This is a genomic window from Duganella sp. AC237, assembly GCF_979254035.1.
In genome coordinates this window covers 4,045,485-4,061,895 of the sequence record NZ_CEEDEW010000003.1, presented here as the reverse complement: position 1 = coordinate 4,061,895, position 16,411 = coordinate 4,045,485, and the positions used below count along the sequence as shown (strand labels likewise).

14 protein-coding genes are annotated in these 16,411 nt (G+C 64.7%); 11 read left to right on the top strand and 3 right to left on the bottom strand.

The genetic code is table 11. From position 1 onward, the window contains the following. The first annotated feature begins 21 nt into the window (after positions 1–21). The 5 genes from AC0IYS_RS17920 to AC0IYS_RS17900 all read left to right on the top strand — a co-directional run bounded on the left by AC0IYS_RS17920 (position 22) and on the right by AC0IYS_RS17900 (position 6,854). Positions 22–1,710 carry an ABC transporter ATP-binding protein/permease gene (locus AC0IYS_RS17920; RefSeq protein ID WP_471706455.1) on the top strand — a complete coding sequence of 563 codons (1,689 nt, stop codon included), beginning with the start codon at positions 22–24 and terminating at the stop codon, positions 1,708–1,710. Between the two features lie 124 nt (positions 1,711–1,834). After that, positions 1,835–2,164, top strand: coding sequence for a thioredoxin (trxA, locus tag AC0IYS_RS17915; protein ID WP_471706454.1), 330 nt, complete (start codon positions 1,835–1,837; stop codon positions 2,162–2,164). Between the two features lies 1 nt (position 2,165). After that, positions 2,166–3,029, top strand: a complete 864-nt coding sequence (locus AC0IYS_RS17910) for a hypothetical protein (RefSeq protein ID WP_471706453.1) — start codon at positions 2,166–2,168, stop codon at positions 3,027–3,029. 24 nt (positions 3,030–3,053) lie between these two features. After that, on the top strand, positions 3,054–5,936 hold the full coding sequence (locus AC0IYS_RS17905) for an insulinase family protein (RefSeq protein WP_471706452.1): 2,883 nt from the start codon (positions 3,054–3,056) through the stop codon (positions 5,934–5,936). Positions 5,937–5,942: 6 nt separating this feature from the next. Beyond that, positions 5,943–6,854 carry an MBL fold metallo-hydrolase gene (locus AC0IYS_RS17900; RefSeq protein WP_471706451.1) on the top strand — a complete coding sequence of 304 codons (912 nt, stop codon included), beginning with the start codon at positions 5,943–5,945 and terminating at the stop codon, positions 6,852–6,854. A 69-nt stretch (positions 6,855–6,923) separates the two neighbouring features. Here the strand turns inward: AC0IYS_RS17900 and AC0IYS_RS17895 are convergent, their stop codons facing one another. Then, the gene (locus AC0IYS_RS17895) at positions 6,924–10,475 is read right to left on the bottom strand and encodes an indolepyruvate ferredoxin oxidoreductase family protein (protein ID WP_471706450.1); all 3,552 of its coding nucleotides are present in this window, start codon (positions 10,473–10,475) and stop codon (positions 6,924–6,926) included. Between the two features lie 117 nt (positions 10,476–10,592). Between AC0IYS_RS17895 and AC0IYS_RS17890 the strand changes: the two genes are divergently transcribed. The 4 genes from AC0IYS_RS17890 to AC0IYS_RS17875 all read left to right on the top strand — a co-directional run bounded on the left by AC0IYS_RS17890 (position 10,593) and on the right by AC0IYS_RS17875 (position 12,476). Continuing rightward, positions 10,593–11,060 (top strand): Lrp/AsnC family transcriptional regulator, encoded by a 468-nt coding sequence (locus AC0IYS_RS17890; protein ID WP_471706449.1) that lies wholly within the window; start codon positions 10,593–10,595, stop codon positions 11,058–11,060. A gap of 297 nt (positions 11,061–11,357) precedes the next feature. After that, the gene (locus tag AC0IYS_RS17885; protein ID WP_471706448.1) at positions 11,358–11,546 is read left to right on the top strand and encodes an LLM class flavin-dependent oxidoreductase; all 189 of its coding nucleotides are present in this window, start codon (positions 11,358–11,360) and stop codon (positions 11,544–11,546) included. A gap of 31 nt (positions 11,547–11,577) precedes the next feature. Further along, positions 11,578–11,958, top strand: a complete 381-nt coding sequence (locus AC0IYS_RS17880) for a hypothetical protein (RefSeq protein WP_471706447.1) — start codon at positions 11,578–11,580, stop codon at positions 11,956–11,958. Next, positions 11,955–12,476, top strand: a complete 522-nt coding sequence (locus tag AC0IYS_RS17875; protein WP_471706446.1) for an SRPBCC family protein — start codon at positions 11,955–11,957, stop codon at positions 12,474–12,476. The genes AC0IYS_RS17880 and AC0IYS_RS17875 overlap by 4 nt, the downstream gene beginning before the upstream one ends. 58 nt (positions 12,477–12,534) lie before the next feature. Here AC0IYS_RS17875 and AC0IYS_RS17870 read toward each other — a convergent pair whose 3' ends face one another. Together AC0IYS_RS17870 and AC0IYS_RS17865 are read right to left on the bottom strand one after the other, a co-directional pair. Beyond that, positions 12,535–13,446, bottom strand: coding sequence for a LysR family transcriptional regulator (locus AC0IYS_RS17870; protein WP_471706445.1), 912 nt, complete (start codon positions 13,444–13,446; stop codon positions 12,535–12,537). Then, complete coding sequence (locus AC0IYS_RS17865) at positions 13,443–14,324, bottom strand: LysR family transcriptional regulator (RefSeq protein ID WP_471706444.1); 882 nt, start codon at positions 14,322–14,324, stop codon at positions 13,443–13,445. The genes AC0IYS_RS17870 and AC0IYS_RS17865 overlap by 4 nt, the downstream gene beginning before the upstream one ends. Positions 14,325–14,428: 104 nt before the next feature. Here AC0IYS_RS17865 and AC0IYS_RS17860 point away from each other — a divergent pair, with 104 nt between their 5' ends. Beyond that, a complete protein-coding gene (locus AC0IYS_RS17860; RefSeq protein WP_471706443.1) occupies positions 14,429–14,926 on the top strand; it encodes a lactoylglutathione lyase family protein in 498 nt (165 codons plus the stop codon). A 46-nt stretch (positions 14,927–14,972) separates the two neighbouring features. Next, complete coding sequence (locus AC0IYS_RS17855) at positions 14,973–16,277, top strand: hypothetical protein (RefSeq protein WP_471706442.1); 1,305 nt, start codon at positions 14,973–14,975, stop codon at positions 16,275–16,277. Positions 16,278–16,411 lie beyond the last annotated feature (134 nt).

Here is a 16,411-nt window from a genome sequence, read left to right as displayed (position 1 = left end):
CTTTAAATAAGAACGCCGTTTATGAAGAATGATCTCGCGCCGGGCCGCCCGGGCCTGTTGCAGTTGATGTCGGGTTACTGGCGCTCCGAGCACCGGTGGAAGGCCATCGCCAATCTGGCCGTTATCCTGTGCATCATGTTCGGCGGGGTTTACATCCAGGTGTGGGCCAACGACCTGGCCGGCGAGCTGACCGACGCGCTGGTGGGCGCGAAATGGGAAGTGCTCAAGCCGGTGCTGCTGCTGACGGTGGTCGCGGCGATCGCCGGCGGCGTGCTCTCCATCAGCCGCGTCGTCTTCGACGGGTTGCTGGAGATCGGCTGGCGCACCTGGCTGACCGGCAAGCTGATGGACGATTGGCTCAGCACCAACGCCTATTACGACATCGAACGCGAAGGGGTGCTCACCAACGCCGACCAGCGCATCGCGGAGGACGTCAAATTGTTCGTCAACCAGACGATGAACATGTCGCTCAGCCTGATTTCGATGCTGGCCAGCGTGGGCACTTTTACCGTGCTGTTGTGGAATTTGTCGGGCGCGGTGTCGTTCAGCGTCGGAACCATGCTGATCACGATACCAGGCTACATGGTGCTGGTCGTGGTCGTCTACAACGTGGTCAACCTGGCGCTGGTGCACTGGGTCGGCAAGCGTTTGATCGGCCTGAGCATGGAGCAGCAGGGGGTCGAGGGCGACTTCCGCTTCAGCGCCATGCAGGTTCGGGAGAACGCCGAGCAGATCGCCTTCTACGGCGGGCAGGAGAACGAAAAACAGCGCATGACCTATCTGTTCGGAAAAATCCGCAGCAATTTCTACGCGCTCATGATCCGCAACTCCAAGGTGATGCTCACCACTTCCGTCTATGGGAATTTCTTCGCCTGCCTGCCGGTGCTGCTGGCGCTGCCGCGCTATCTGGCGGGGGAGATCACGATGGGCGGCATCACCCAGGTGACGGGCGCGTACAACTCGCTCAACGGCGCGCTGTCGTTCTTCAGCCAGGCTTACCAGGGCTTCACCAGCTGGCTGGCCGTCGCCAACCGCGTGCGCGATCTGCAATGGGCGATCGACAAGGCGCATCATCGGCACAGCGGCTTTACCGTCGAGCGCGGCGACGGCGAGGCGCTCGGGGCGCGGGAGTTGACCTTGCTCGATCCGCTGCAACGTCCGCTCAGCAGCATCGCCGGACTGCGGCTCGCGCCGGGCAGCCGCTGGCTCGTGTCCGGTCCGTCGGGCGTGGGCAAGAGCACCTTGCTGCGCGCGCTGGCCGGCCTGTGGCCGCATGGCAGCGGCGACGTGACGATCCCACGCGAAGCGAGACTGATGTTCCTCCCGCAACGCAGCTATCTGCCGACCGGCAAGTTCAAGGCGGCCATGTGCTATCCCGCGCAGGACGACCTGTTCAGCGATGAGCGATGCCTGGAGGTGCTGGCCACGGTCGGCCTTGCCGAACGTATTCCGTCGTTGATCGCCTACGACAACTGGCAGCAACAGCTGTCGGGCGGCGAGCAGCAGCGGGTGGCGTTCGCCCGCGTGCTGCTGCACCGGCCCGACTTCGTTTTCCTCGACGAAGCGACCAGTGCGCTGGACCCGCAATCGGAGGCGGTGCTCTACGCTGCGCTGATCGCCGCGCTGCCCGGCACGGCGATTGTCAGCGTCGCCCACCACGAGGCGCTGGAGCAATTCCACGAGCAACGGCTGGTGCTCTCCGCTGCCTGAGCGGCGCGAAAACCGTACTGATCGACTCTCCTACCAATTCGCTGATTTCCACCACTTCCGTCCTGATTATTGCAGGACGGAAGCAACATACTTCAGCCATCGCCACTTTATTTGAAAGCACAACATGTCAAAAACTATGCTGCACGCCACCGACGCCTCCTTCGATACCGATGTCATCAAGACCCACGGCCTGGTGCTGGTCGATTTCTGGGCCGAATGGTGCGGCCCATGCAAGGCCTTGGCGCCGGTGCTGGCCGATATCGCGCTCGAATATCCGGAGGTGCAAATCGTCAAGGTCGACGCCGACAAGAACGAGGCGACGATGCAAGCCCAATCGGTGCGCGGGCTGCCCACGCTGGCGCTGTATGTCGACGGCGTGGAGGTGGATCGCCTGCTGGGCGTCATGACCAAGACCCGTCTGGCCGCCTTCATTGAAAAACACCTGGAGGCTTGAGATGACCAATTCCGCCTATCACGCCTACGCCGGCGTTCGCAACCTGCATATCGAACGCCTGTGCGCACATGTTGCTGCCGGCCGTCTCGTACCCGGCGCCATGGAATGGACCGGTGAACAGGGCAGCCTGGCCGGTTGCCTGGTCGAGAGCGCCGACATCGCCGAGTGGGAAAAGCAGCTGGCGCTGCCGCAATGGCTGGCCGTCGTGCTCGACGCGCTGGCCGGCAACCTGCACGAGCCTGCTGACATGCTGGAATTCGGCGTCACCGTGCTTGAGGCCATCCGTCCGGGCGCCAACCTGTCCACCGCCGGCAGCCGCCTGGTACTGCGCCTGCTGGAAGAGGCAGAGCGGGATAGCGACGTCGTCCTGCCGGCCGTGACCGCATCGTTGCAGGCCGTCGCCGCCTTGCACCGGCGCGCCGTCGCCGGCGAGTCCGTCGCCCCGGCCGAATGGCGCGCCGTCCGAAAGGCGGCCACGGCGGTGACCGACACGCTGGAGGAGGAAACCCCGGCGCATGAGTTGGCCGCCTGCGCCGAAAGCGCGGCCTGGGATCCGCAGCGTAGCAATTCGACCGTCAACGATGTGGTCCGGCTGTGGCAGAACAGCAGCCGCGCCAAGGCCACGCACGAGGCGGGCTGGACCAAGGAGATCGATACGCGGATCCGCGCCCGCTTGGAGGAGATGTTCCAGGTCCACATGGGCGGGGTGCAGGGACCGACCATCACCGTGTTCGACATGCTCGCGAAATACCATCCGGAAGACCATGATCTGGTACTTGGCCGGAACAAGATCGATAGCGACGTCGCGGAGCGCCTTAACGCGCGCGCCGCCGCGCTGCTGTTGGAAACCTTGCGCACCGCTTGACTGGAAAGGCACACAGAAAAACCCATGACCCAATTTGAAAAAATCCGCAGCCACGCGATCCCCACGCTCGACGCCGTCGTCGACGAGTATGTCGAGCCGTCGACGGGCGCCGTGCACTACCATCTGGCGACCAAGGACGCTGAACTGGTGTTCCTGGTCGCCTTCCCGACCGTTCCGGGCACCAGCGACGGCCGCGCCCACATCCTGGAACACCTGGCCTTGTGCGGCTCCGAGCGTTATCCCGTGCGCGACCCGTTCTTTGCCATGATGCGCCGTTCGACGGCCACCTTCATGAACGCCTTCACCTACGCCGACCGTACGGTATATCCGTTCGCCAGCACCGACCGCGCCGATTTCTTCAACCTGCTCGACGTCTACCTGGACGCGACGTTCTTCCCGCGCCTCGATTACCTGAATTTCCTGCAGGAGGGTTGGCGTCACACCCTGGAAGACGGCAAGCTCGGTTATCAGGGTGTGGTCTTTAACGAGATGAAAGGCGCATTCAGCGACCCGATGCGCGCCTTGTACCATGGCGTCGCATCGGCCCAGTTGCAGAACACGACGTATGAAAACGAGTATGGCGGCGATCCGCTGGCGATTCCGCAGCTGACCCACCAGAATCTGGTGGACTTCCACGCCAGTCACTATCATCCTTCACAGGCGGTCTTCATGTCCGCCGGCGCCGTGTCGCCGGCGGAAATACAGCGGCGCATCCGCTACAACGTGCTTAACAAGCTGGGCGGAAAATCGCCGCGCCGGATGCCGCAACTGGCGGCGTCGGCGGCCGCGCCGCGCGAAAACACCGTCAACATCCCGTCGCAGACGGCCAACGACGACGAGTATGGCCTGCAGCATTCGTGGCTGCTGGGCGAGGCCGCCGACGTCACGGCGCTGTACGAGGCGGAAATCCTGACCGCCGGTCTGCTGGGCAGCCCTAGCGCGCCGGTGCAGCACGCGATGGAATCGGCCGGCTACGGCCGGCCCTCGCAGTTGAACGGCGTCGACCCCGGCGCGCGCCAGATGCTGTTTTTCATCGGTATGGAAGGATTGACGATCGAGCAGCTTCCCGCCGCCCGGGTGCGCATCGAACAGGCGCTGGAACAGGCGGCTAATGAAGGCGTGCCGCCGGAGCTGCTGCGCGCCGCGCTGCGCGACCTCAAATACCGTCAACGGGATACGTCGAGCGGACGCATGCCCAACGTACTGGGGCGGCTGCTGCAAGCGCTGCCGGTGGCGATGCGGGGCGGCGACGCGTTTTCGGCCATCGACAGCGGCGCCGCGCTGCGCCAGCTCGAAGCGCGTATCGCCGATCCCGAGTTTTTCAAGGGACTGGTGCGCCGCCTGATCGACTCGCCCACGCGCCTGACCACCACCGTGGTGCCGGATCCCGCCTACTTCGACCGGCGCCAGCAGACCGAGGCGAACAACCTGGCGGCGGCGCAAGCCTGCCTGACCGATACCGACCGCGCGCGGATCGCCGCCGACATGGCGGCGCTGGACGCGCATCAGGACCAGGCCAGCGATTTCAGTGTGCTGCCACGGATCAAACCCGGCGACGTCAATCCGTTGCCGGTACCGGTGCCGGCGATACCGGCCCCGCAAGACGGCAAATATGCGTTTGCGATCGCCTCCAATGAAATCTCGTACGCGTTCGTCGAGTTCGATATTTCGGCCTTGCCGGAGGACGCGTGGCAGTGGCTGGTGCTGTACACCGACTTGCGCGGCGCGCTCGGCGTCGGCGACAAGGACTACCTGGGCGCGAGCGTATGGCGCGAGGGCAAGGTCGCTTCGTTCTGGCTGAGCACGGACGCGGTGCTGGACCGCCAGCGCCGGCTGCGCCTGGCCCTGCGCTTCCAGGCCAGCGGCTTGGGCGAGGAGCAGGCCGGCATCGCCGAGGTGCTGGCCGCCTACGTGGATGGTGCGCGCTTCGACGAGCATGAGCGTATCGTCTTCCTGATCGAAAGCACTTACCAGCAGCATGTCAACAACCTGGCCCAGGAAGGCGGCCGCTATGCGGCGCTCAGCGCCGGGGCGCCTTTGTCGGCGTTGGGCCACTTCGAGGACAGGACCGCCGGCGCCGGCTTTCTGGCGTTCCTGGCGCAGCTGATGCGTCAAGCGCGTACACCCGAGGGATTGGATCAGATCGCGGCGAAGCTCGACGCGCTGCACCGCGCGATCGTCGGCTCGCCGGCGTCGGTGCTGTGCGCCGGCGTCGACGGCGACGCGCAAAAATTGGCCGCGCTCGTCAAGCTGCCGCCGCAAGACGGCAAGCGTGCCGCGGCCGGCGCCGGACACGGCGCGCACCCGCCGTCCGGCGGACTGGCCAACGTCGCGCTGCACGCGGTCAGCCAGGTCAACCATTGCACGGTCGCCTGGAGCACGCCGAGCATCGGCGTGCACGAAGCGCCGGCGCTGGCCGTCGCCGCCGAGCTGATGTCGCATCAATTGCTGCACCAGTCGATACGGGAGAAGGGCGGCGCGTACGGTGGCTACGCCCGCTACGACGCCGTCTCCGGCGTCTTCAGCATGACGTCGTTCCGCGACCCGCGCCTGGCCGCCACCTACGCCGACTTCAACCGCGCAATCGTCCAGGTCGGCCAGCAGGCGTTCAGCCAGGAACAGTTGGAGGAGGCGATCGTCAGTGTCATCAAAGGCCTCGACAAGCCCAGGTCGCCGTTCGATACGGTCGTCCACGCATGGCAGTTGCGCCAGTGCGGCATCGACGACGACATGCGCGCGCGTTTCCGCAAGGGCGTGCTTGGTTGCGACCTGGCGGCTGTCAGGGCGGTTGTCGCCGCCTTCCTGACGCCGCAGCACGCCAGCCGCGCCGCTTTCGCCGGTAACCTGGAGCAGGATCTGAGCGGGCTGCAGGTCGTGTCCCTGCACTCGTTGATCCAAGAGCAGTAGGCCGGCATGGAGCATCCGGACCGCGTCAGCCGCCTGGTCAGCCACGCCGATACCCAGCCGACGGTCGAGTCGTTCTTCGACCCGGCCACCGGCACCTTCAGCCATGTGATCCATGACGGACCCGGCTCCAGCTGCGCGGTGATCGATCCGGTGCTCGACTTCGACCCGAAGTCGGGTCGGACCGGTACCCGCCGCGCCGACGAAGTGCTGTCGTTCATCCGCAGCGCCGGGCTTCATTGTTTGTGGCTGCTCGAGACGCATGTCCACGCCGACCACCTGTCCGCCGCCCACTATCTGCAAGCGAAACTGGGCGGCTACATCGGTATCGGCGAGGGCGTCAACGCGGTGCGAAAGACCTTCGATCCGCTGTTTGGTAATGTGGCCGGCAGAGGCGGAGGTGGCCGCTGTTTCGACCATCTGTTCGGTCCGGACGAGGAGTTTTCCGTCGGCCGGCTCAAGGTGCGCGCGCTTGCGGTGCCGGGCCACACTCCCGCCGACGTCGCCTACATGGTGGGATTGGCGGTGTTTGTTGGCGACACGCTGTTCATGCCGGATATCGGCACCGCGCGCTGCGACTTCCCCGGCGGCTCGGCCGCGACCTTGTATGGCTCCATCCGCACCCTGCTGGCTTTGCCGGCGGAGACGAAACTGTATATGTGCCACGACTATCCGCCGGCAGGGCGCGGTCCCGCCTGCGTCAGCACTGTCGCCGAACAGCGCCGCGCCAATATCCATGTGAACGACGACGTGTCCGAGCTTGACTTCGTTCGCCGCCGTGGCGCGCGCGACGCGACGCTGCAGATGCCGGCGTTGCTGCTGCCTTCGCTGCAGGTGAATCTGCGCGCCGGCGCCTTGCCCGAGCCGGAGCCTAACGGCATCCGCTATCTGAAATTGCCGTTGGACGCGATCGGTGGCTAAGCCGGTCGCCCTGGTCGATGGAGCGGCCGCCCGCCGCGCGGCCGCTCCATCCGCCTGTTCCGCTTGCTTCTATCCGCCGCGTCGCAGTTCCACCACCGCTACCTGTTCGACACGGGTCTTGTAAGTATTGAATTCCGTCAGCAACCCGGCCCATAGCGCATCTGCCTTTTCCATCGCCGCCAGCTTGACGTGGCCGTAGCCGCGCACCTGGTCCGGCAGTTGCGCCAGCTGAAGCGCGGCCTTCTGGTTGTCGTTCCGCAGATTGGTCGCCAGGTTGCGGGCGAAGGCCAGATAGCGGTCGCGCAGTTCGCGCTCGCGTTTCCGCTCGTCCGTGTACCCAAATACGTCGAACGGCGTACCGCGCAATGGCTTGAAACGGGCCAGCATCCCGAATACCGGCAGCATCCAGGCGCCGAACGTCATCTTGCGCGGAACGCCGGAGTGCGGTTCGCGACGCGCCAGCAGCGGCGGCGCCAGATGAAAGGCAAGCTTGTAGTCGCCGTCGAACTGCGCCGCGATCTGCGCGCGGAACGCCGGATCGGCGTGCAGGCGCGCGACCTCGTATTCGTCCTTGTAGGCCATGACCTTGAACAGGTTGCGCGCCACCGCTTTGGTGAGCGGATTGCGGGAGGTGTTCCCGTCAAGCGCGGTTTCGCGCTGCTCGACCGCTTCGACCGTCTCGCGGTAAAGGCGGGCATAGGCGGCGTCCTGGTATTGTGTCAGCAGTTCGACGCGGGCGGCGACCGTGTCGGCGAGCGGGCGCGGCGCAGAGAACTGGATGACCTGCCGCTGCGGTTGCAACAGCGTCTCCAGCATCGGCTGGTCGGCGGCGGCCAGCCTGCCAAACATGAAGGCGCGCTGGTTCATGTCGATGGCAACGCCGTTCAGCTCGATCGCCCGCGTCAGCGCCTCCAGGCCGACCGGCACCAGACCGCGCTGCCAGGCGTAACCCATCAACAAGATGTTGCCGCCTACCGGATCGCCCAGGAAGCGCGCCGCCAGTTCGTGGGCGTCGAGCCGCAGCAGGTTGGCTTCTCCGGCCGACGCCGCCAGTTTCTCCAGCAGCCCGGCCTTGTTGATCGATGCGTCGCGGTCGCGGGTGAAATCGGCGGTCGGGATCTCGCGCTCGTTGGCGACGACCTGCGTGTGTCCATGCTCCATGACCGCCAGGCTGTCTGCCATCGCAGCGACCACAAGATCGCAGGCGAACACCGCGTCGGCTTGACGCAGGTCGATGCGCGCCTGATTGAGCCGCGCCGGCGACGCGGCCACGCGCACATGCGACATCACCGCGCCGCCTTTCTGCGCGAAGCCCATGAAGTCCAGCGTCGACGCGCCTTTGCCCTCCAGGTGCGCCGCCATCGTGATCAGGGCGCCGACGGTGACCACGCCGGTGCCGCCCACACCGGCCACCAGGATTTCGAAGGGCCGGTCCAGCGGGTTGGAGGGCGGTGGCGGATAAGACGCCAGTGCGTGCTCCAGATCCCGCACCGATAGTGCGACAGAGGCCGGCTTGCGCAGCGTGCCGCCCAGCACCGAGACGAAGCTGGGGCAAAAGCCTTCGACGCACGAGTAATCCTTGTTGCACGAGGATTGTTCGATCTGGCGCTTGCGTCCCAGTTCGGTTTCCAATGGCAGGATCGACAGGCAGTTCGATTGCACGCCGCAGTCGCCACATCCTTCGCACACGGCCGCGTTGACGACCATGCGTCGGGCCGGGTCGGGGAAGATGGTGCGCACCGGCGTGTTCTTTTTTCGGCGGCGGCGCTTTTCGGCCGCGCAGGTCTGGTCGTAGACCAGCACCGTGACACCGGCGATCTCGCGCAACATGCGCTGGATCGCATCCAGATCGCGCCGGTGGTGTACCGCCACACCATCCGGCAGGGTCACGCGGGGGTAGTTTTCTGGCGCGTCGGTCACCACCACGACCTTGACCGCGCCTTCGCTACAGACCTGCTGCACGATCTGCGGCACGGACAGGCTGCCGTCCACCGGCTGGCCACCGGTCATCGCCACCGCATCGTTGTAGAGTATCTTGTAGGTGACGTTGGCGCGGGCGGCGATCGCTTGCCGGATCGCCAGCGAACCGGAGTGGTAGAAGGTGCCGTCGCCCAGGTTCTGGAATACGTGCGGCTCGCCGACGAAGCGCGAGGACCCGACCCAGCTGATGCCCTCGCCACCCATTTGCGACAGATAATTCGTGTCGCGCTTCATCCACGTCGCCATGAAGTGGCAGCCGATGCCGGCCAGCGCGCGGCTGCCCTCTGGCACCCGGGTCGAGCTATTGTGCGGGCAGCCGGAGCAGAAGTAGGGCGTTCGCTTCACGCTGTCGGCGCTGTTGGACAATGCTTCGGCGGCGCAGAAGCCTGGCAGCATGCGATGCAGGGAGAGTTCGGCGAAGTGCGGCGCCAGCCAGCGCGCCAGTACCGGCGCGATCCGCGAGGGCCGCAGTTCTCCCAGCGACGACAGCAAGGCGTCGCCGTTGCGGTCGGTCTTGCCGAACACCATTGGACGCGCGTCGCCGGGGAGGTTGTAGAGCAGCGTCTTGATTTGCTGCTCGATGACCGGACCTTTTTCTTCCACCACGAGGATTTCATCGAGGCCGGAGGCAAAGGCAAGCAGCCGCGTGCGCTCCAGAGGGAAGGTCAGGCCCGGCTTGTAGAGCCTGACGCCCAACTCCGCCAGGCGCTCGAGTGGCAATTCCAGGCGGTCGAGCGCCTCCAGCAAATCGAGGTAGGCCTTGCCGGCGCTGATGATGCCGAGCTTTGCCCCGGACGCCGGCACGACCAGCCGGTCGATCGAATTGGCGCGGGCGAAGGCCTGGACTGCTTCGAGCTTGTCGGCAGCGCGCTGTTCCAGGGCCAGCCCGGGCAGGTCTGGCCAGCGGTTGTGCAGGCCGTCCGGCGGCGCGACGTAATCGGCCGGCTCGACAAAGGCTGGCAGCGGCGGCAATTCGACCACTGCGCCGCCCTCGACGGTCTCCGAGATGGCCTTGAAGCCGCTCCACGCGCCCGAATAACGCGACATGGCCCAGCCGTACAGGCCGAACTCCAGGTATTCCTGGATGTTGGCGGGATTGATCACCGGCATGTTCCAGGCGATCAGCGCCTGTTCGCTCTGGTGCGGCATCGATGACGAGACGCAGCCGTGGTCGTCGCCGAGGATGACCAGGACGCCCCCGCGCGGCGACGACCCATAGACGTGGCCGTGCTTGAGGGCGTCGCCGGCGCGGTCGACGCCGGGGCCTTTGCCGTACCACATGGCGAACACGCCATCGACGTGGCGGGTCGGATCGGCCTCCACCTGCTGCGATCCCATGACGGCGGTCGCGCCGAGTTCCTCGTTAATCGCTGGTAAAAACTCGATGCGGTGTTGCTGGAGCAGCGTCTTGGCACGCCACAGTTCCTGGTCGACCGCGCCGAGCGGGGAGCCGCGATAGCCGCTGACGAAGCCGGCAGTGTTGAGGCCGCGGGCTTGGTCGCGGAGCTTTTGCATGCACAGCAGGCGCACCAGCGCCTGGGTGCCGGTCAAAAAGACGCGGCCTTGCATGCGGGTCAGGTTGTCTTGCAGCGCGTAGTGCGGGTCGGCCAGCGGCGACATCGGAAGGGTCATCGAATTCATTGTCTCATCTTGTAATTAGGATGGGTAAGAATATGTCGATGCATGGGAAAAATTATTTCTATCTATTCGATGCTGGGCAGTAAAATGGCTAGAACTCACCTAAAAACCAGCGCTAAAATGAAAAACCTGTCTCTCGATGCGGCCTCTCTCAAGATCCTCTCGGAGTTGCAAAAAAACGGCCGCATGTCGTCGAGCGAATTGTCCGAGCGGGTGGGGATGTCCGCCAGCCCTTGCTGGCGCCGCCAGAAGGAGCTGGAGGATAACGGCTATATCGTGCGCTACACGGCGCTGGTCGACCGCCGCAAGCTTGGGTTGTCGGTGGTGTGTCTGCTGCACATCTCGCTGCTGCGGCACGCGGAGGGCGCTGTGCAGCATTTCGAGGAAGCGATGCGTCTACGTCCGGAGGTGGTCGAGTGCTACGAGACCACGGGCAGCTCCGACTACATGGTCAAGGTCGTCGTGTCGGACATGGACGCCTACCACGACTTCCTGCACAACGTGCTCGTCAAACTGCCCGGAATATCCCAGATCAATACCAGTGTGGCTTTGCGTGAGGTGAAGTACGAGACGGCGTTACCTCTCTAGCCGAACGTGGGCGCCGCCTCCGGCATGAGCGCCGCCGATTAGGCATGATGTAGGCTGTCGTGCCACTACTTCCGGGACTTCCATTGCGCCAAAATATTGTTCTTCCTGATTTTAATCGCGCCTACGCCAGCGTGCTGGGGTCGGGCCTGACCTAGTGCCTGATGACGCCGGCACCGATGCCCGGGTTGACGCCGGCCGATCCGGGCGAGGCGCGCCTGACCGCGAAAATTGCCGAAGCGGCCGGTTTCGCTGCGCTGTGGTGCCGCGACGTGCGGCTGATGATCGCGCAGGAGGGCAATGTCAGCGCGCTGGACGATCCGTTCATCTGGCCCGCCAACCTGGCGGGCGCCAGCGAGCGTATCGTCGGGGGACACCGCCGCAGCCGTGCTGCCACTGCGCAATCCCCTGCACCTAGCGAAAGCGGCGCTCTCCCTGGACCGCATCTCGGGCGGGCGCTTTATTCTGGGGCTGGGTTCGGGGGGATAGACCGAGGGAGTTTGCTGCTTTTGCCAAGGATGTGGCGCAGTCGGCGCTGTACCGGGAAAGCTGGAACATCGTCCGCGCCGCGCTCGACCCGCACGCCGAAGCGCATGCGGCGCTGCTCGGCCATACCGGCGGCTTTGAGATATTGCCCGGTCCGGCCACGCAAATTCCGATGATCGTCGTCGGTTCCTCGCGCCAGCGACATGTTGACTCGAGTACAGGCTTACCGAAAAGCGCGACCATTGCGTTTCGCTTCATGCGCTGCGCTTTCTGCTTATCGTTGCGTCGATCCCCGCGCCTGGCTGGCCATACTTTGATATCAGTTCGGCCTATGGATGTGATAAAAATATGGGATTGGATTGATGGCTGCAGCAAGGGCAAAATGGTGTTCTTCAACACAAGGAGTTTTACATGAATACCATTCTCTGGCCTGCGGGCTATGTTCCGGGTTACACCGACAATTTCGCGTCCAATGAAGTCATCGTTGCCGGCCTCAGCGCCGCCGACATCTGGCCGTTGCTCGCCACGCCGGCGCACTGGCCGACCTATTACGCCAATTCGGCAAATGTGCGTTTCTACGACAACCTGGGGCCGGTGCTGCGCGACGGCGACCGTTTCTATTTCGAGACCTTCGGCTTTCCGGTCGAGGCCCAATGCAATGAATTCATGCCGCCTGCTGCCGGGCAGCCGGGCAGGGTCGCATGGCACGGCTGGGCTGGCGACGAGGGCGCCGACGACCGCCTCGACGTGCACCATGCCTGGCTGGTCGAAGATCTTGATGGCGGCCGCGTGCGCATCCTGACGCAGGAAACGCAAAAAGGCAAGCCAGCCGTCGAACTGCACAATGCCAAGCCGAATCCCATGATCAATGGGCACCAGGACTGGCTTGATGGCCTGGTAGCGGCAGCCCGCATCGCCAAAGTGCAAGCGTAGCGGCGCGGGACGAGCAGCGGCAGGCCCTGCTCGCCGGTTGGCACCGGCACCGGCGTGGCTACCGGCGCGTATCGCCGCAATGGGCGAATAACAGTTCGCGCAGCCACCGCTGGGCGGGATCGCGGTGGGTGCGCTCGTGCCACGCCGCCACCTTGGTGAATCCCTGCACGGCGATTGGCGGTGTGCAGACAGTCAGGCCCGGCATGCCGGCCACCAGTCGGCTGGGCAGAATCGCCACCATGTCGCTGGCACGCAAGATGTCGGGCACGATCAGGAAGCTCTTGACCGACAAGGTGACTGCGCGCTGCTTGCCCAGCATGGCCAGGGCCTCGTCGGTGACACCCCGGAAGGCGCCGCCGGCATACGACACCAGCGCATGGTCGAGTTTGCAAAACTGGTCCACCGTCAAGCGCTTGCGGCCATGCAAGGCTGGATGCCCTTCGCGCAGCACGCACACATAATGCTCCTCAAACAAAGTGCGCGCATGCAGGTCTGGCGCGGTGCGCTCGGGCGTCACGAGCGCCAGGTCGATATCGCCCCGTTCGAGTTGCAACTGCACCTGCGCGTCTTCGACCGGCACCAGCGCCACCCGGATGTGCGGCGCCTGTTGCTTGAGCACGGACAGGAAGGGCAGGGCAATGGCGCGCAGCGCGTAGTCGGTCGCGGCGATGGTCAGCGTGTTGCTGGCGCTGCCCGGATCGAACATGGCAGGCTGCCGCAGCGCCGCGATGCCGTCCAGGACCTGCTTGAGCGGCCCGGCCAGTTCCAGCGCGCGCCCGGTAGGCACGATGCCGCGCTGGGCGCGCACGAATAAGGGATCGCCGAAGTTTTCGCGCAGCCGGTTGAGCATGCCGGTCATGGCCGGCTGTGTCACTCCCAGCCGGGTTGCCGCGCGCGTGACGTTGCACTCATCGAGCAGGACATCGAGTGCCTTGAGCAGGTTGAAGTCGAGTGTCTTGAAATTGTTCATGCGGGCCGGCTCCTCAGGCGTTGCATCAGAAAGTCGATGGTGCGCCGGGCGCGGTGCGACAGCGGCCACTCGGCGCGGTGGATCAGCCAGAGCGTGTCCACCAGGTCGGTGGCGCCCGCGATCACGGCGATGGCATCCTGCCGCGCAAACGCCTCGCGGGCAAAACGGGGAAGCACGGTAAAGCCAAGGCCGCGCGCCACCGGCTCGAGGATCAGGCCGATCTGGTTGCTGAAGCCCGAACACGGCATGTGGCGCATGCCCGGTGCATCAGGGAACTGGCGACTCAGCAGCCGGGTGGCCATGGCCAAGCCGTCGGGATGGTCGATGAACCCCAGGGCCACAAGGTCGTCCCAGCCTGTCAAATCGCGCCCGGCGGGCAGCACGAGTTCGAGCGGCTCTTCGGCAAAGCGTGACGACGCCAGGCGGCTGTCATCGGGCCGCAAGGTGACCAGGCCAAGCGTGTAGCGGTTGTCCAGCACTGCGGCCAGCACCTCGTTATCGGGCGCAAACCGGTGGCGTATCACCAGGCCCGGCGTGGCTGCCTGCAATTCCAGCAACCACGGATACAGGCACAGGCCGATGCTGCCCGGGGAGATCAGGGAAACCTCGCCGGCCTCGTCCTCGTCCTGGCGCAGCCGCTGGCGCAGGCGCCGTTCGGCATGGTCCGCGTCGCTGCAATAGTCGAGCAGCGCCAGGCCCGCCGGTGTCAGCTCGATGGTGCGCGGACGGCGTATCAGCAGCGGACCGAGCTCCCGTTCCAGCTGGCGCAGGTGCTGGCTCACTGCCGCCTGCGTCAGGTCGAGTCGCGCGCCGGTGCGGGTAAAGCTGCCTTCTTCCGCAAGCGTGACAAACGTGCGCAGCCAAGTGGGATTGAGCATTGGTATAAGAGATTTTTATCGATTCAATAAACGCCAGCTTATTTTATTTATCCCTGGCAGTAAATACAATGAATTCATCACCATTACTTTCAACAAGGACCAGCATGTCTCCTTATCCACGCGGTTTTTCCCATATCGGCCTGTCGGTCACCGACCTGGACGGCGCCGTCAAGTTTTACACAGAGGTGATGGGCTGGTACCTGATCATGCCGCCGACCACCATCACCGAGGACGACAGCGCAGTGGGCGTGATGTGTACCGACGTGTTCGGCGCCGGATGGATGTCGTTGCGGATCGCGCACCTGTCTACGGGCGACCGCGTGGGCGTTGAAATTTTCCAGTTCCGCAATGCCGAACGTCCAGCCGATAATTTCCAGTACTGGAAATCGGGCGTTTTCCATTTCTGCGTGCAAGACCCGGACGTGGAAGGCCTCGCTGCCAGAATCGTGGCAGCCGGCGGCAAGCAGCGCATGCCGGTGCGTGACTATTTCCCCGGCGAGAAGCCCTACCGCATGGTGTATATGGAAGACCCGTTCGGTAACATCCTGGAGATCTACAGCCACAGCTACGAGTTGACTTACGCAGCCGGCGCCTATGCCTGATCGTCAGATAAACCTTAGTGGGGCCTGGCCCGGCTGGCAAACAACCATGATCAAAACAACCACCGCCGGCCTGTGCCTGGCATTGACACTTGCCATCGGAGCGGCTGGCGCCGCTGAGCGCACCGGGGCGTTGGCGACGGCCAGCAGCAGCGCGCTGCTCAAGGCCGTGGTGCTGAACATGGGCGGCGAGAGCGCCACCGTTGTCAGCGCCCGCTATGACAGCTACTTCCGGCAGCACAGCGCCGCCGCCGGCGTGCCGGCCATCATCGCCGCTGGCAGGTTTTTTATCAATGGCTACGCCATTCCGGCAACCGGGCAGGATTTTCTGCGGCAAACCCCTGCCGGCTACCTGGTCAACCAAGTGCCCTGGTTGACCCATGATGCAGAAACCAATACCTGGAAAGGCGGCTACAAGGGCCAGGGTGTTGCAGCCACGTACGAGGCCGCAGCGCTGGCGGTGGCGACCGGGATCGTTGCGGGACTGGAAGTGAGGCTCTATGACACCGACCACGACGGCTATGCCGACCTGATCGACGCCGATTTTCTCGAGGGCGTCCTTGTCAGCCGCACGACCAAGGCCAGCGATGGCTCCTATCGTCTCGAGCGCGGCGCGATCGGCGGTGCAAAAAAGTCCGCCGGCGAAGGCGCAGCGTTCGACGGCAAGCATTTTACCGGCGACTCCGGCGAGATCATCAAGGCGGCCAACTTCGATGCGTCGCTCGCAAGCGGCGACATCGCACTTTTCTGGTATGGCACCGACGGTTGGGCGGTCAAGCGTGCCAGGCAGGTGAAGGGACTGTTCGTCGACGGCGCCGATCACGTCTCCTACACTATCGGCGGCACGGCCTATGGCGACGCGATGCGTTTTTCCCGCGACAACCTGTTCATCTCCAACCGGCCCGGGGAGTTTGCCAATGCCCACAAGTATTTTGGCTTCAATAACAACCGTGAGGGTTGGGTGGTGAGCCTGTGGCTGGTGCAAACCACGGATGCCGCCACACCTGGCGCGCCGGTCGGCATGACCAGCGGCGGTCACGGCCAGGCGTTTTTGGCCAAGGCCATCGCGATCGCCCGCGCGCGGCTGGCCGGCGTGGTGGCCAGCAGCGACGGCCGCGACGTTCCGGCCAATCGCAACTGGGTCACGCCGCAGGCTTACAAGATGCTGCAGGCGGCCATCGCGAGCGCAAACACGGTGGCAGAAGGCGATGGTGCCGGTGCGCAGGCCGACTACCAGGTCTACCTGCTGTATTTAAACCTCAAGGGCAGCGGCGCAGATATCGGCGCGCGCTACGCGGGTTTTAACTATACAGGATTCGATAGCGAGATCCGGAAGGGCACTGCGGCTCGCTGACCGTACCGGACCGGCAGTGCCTCCGTCGAGGTATCGCAAACCGCCACAGCGAGCTCGCCGCGCATGTCGTATATGTCGAGGCCAGCACGCCGGAGGCCAGCTTGCTGATTTTTCCAAGGGCTTTTTCATTTCGG

Coding starts and splice junctions, on each gene's coding strand:
- trxA (WP_471706454.1), top strand. CDS start 1,835: ATGTCAAAAACTATGCTGCACGCCACCGACGCCTCCTTCGATACCGAT.
- AC0IYS_RS17855 (WP_471706442.1), top strand. CDS start 14,973: ATGATCAAAACAACCACCGCCGGCCTGTGCCTGGCATTGACACTTGCC.
- AC0IYS_RS17890 (WP_471706449.1), top strand. CDS start 10,593: ATGAAAAACCTGTCTCTCGATGCGGCCTCTCTCAAGATCCTCTCGGAG.
- AC0IYS_RS17895 (WP_471706450.1), bottom strand. CDS start 10,475: ATGAATTCGATGACCCTTCCGATGTCGCCGCTGGCCGACCCGCACTAC.
- AC0IYS_RS17875 (WP_471706446.1), top strand. CDS start 11,955: ATGAATACCATTCTCTGGCCTGCGGGCTATGTTCCGGGTTACACCGAC.
- AC0IYS_RS17885 (WP_471706448.1), top strand. CDS start 11,358: ATGTCAGCGCGCTGGACGATCCGTTCATCTGGCCCGCCAACCTGGCGG.
- AC0IYS_RS17920 (WP_471706455.1), top strand. CDS start 22: ATGAAGAATGATCTCGCGCCGGGCCGCCCGGGCCTGTTGCAGTTGATG.
- AC0IYS_RS17905 (WP_471706452.1), top strand. CDS start 3,054: ATGACCCAATTTGAAAAAATCCGCAGCCACGCGATCCCCACGCTCGAC.
- AC0IYS_RS17865 (WP_471706444.1), bottom strand. CDS start 14,324: ATGCTCAATCCCACTTGGCTGCGCACGTTTGTCACGCTTGCGGAAGAA.
- AC0IYS_RS17900 (WP_471706451.1), top strand. CDS start 5,943: ATGGAGCATCCGGACCGCGTCAGCCGCCTGGTCAGCCACGCCGATACC.
- AC0IYS_RS17860 (WP_471706443.1), top strand. CDS start 14,429: ATGTCTCCTTATCCACGCGGTTTTTCCCATATCGGCCTGTCGGTCACC.
- AC0IYS_RS17870 (WP_471706445.1), bottom strand. CDS start 13,446: ATGAACAATTTCAAGACACTCGACTTCAACCTGCTCAAGGCACTCGAT.
- AC0IYS_RS17910 (WP_471706453.1), top strand. CDS start 2,166: ATGACCAATTCCGCCTATCACGCCTACGCCGGCGTTCGCAACCTGCAT.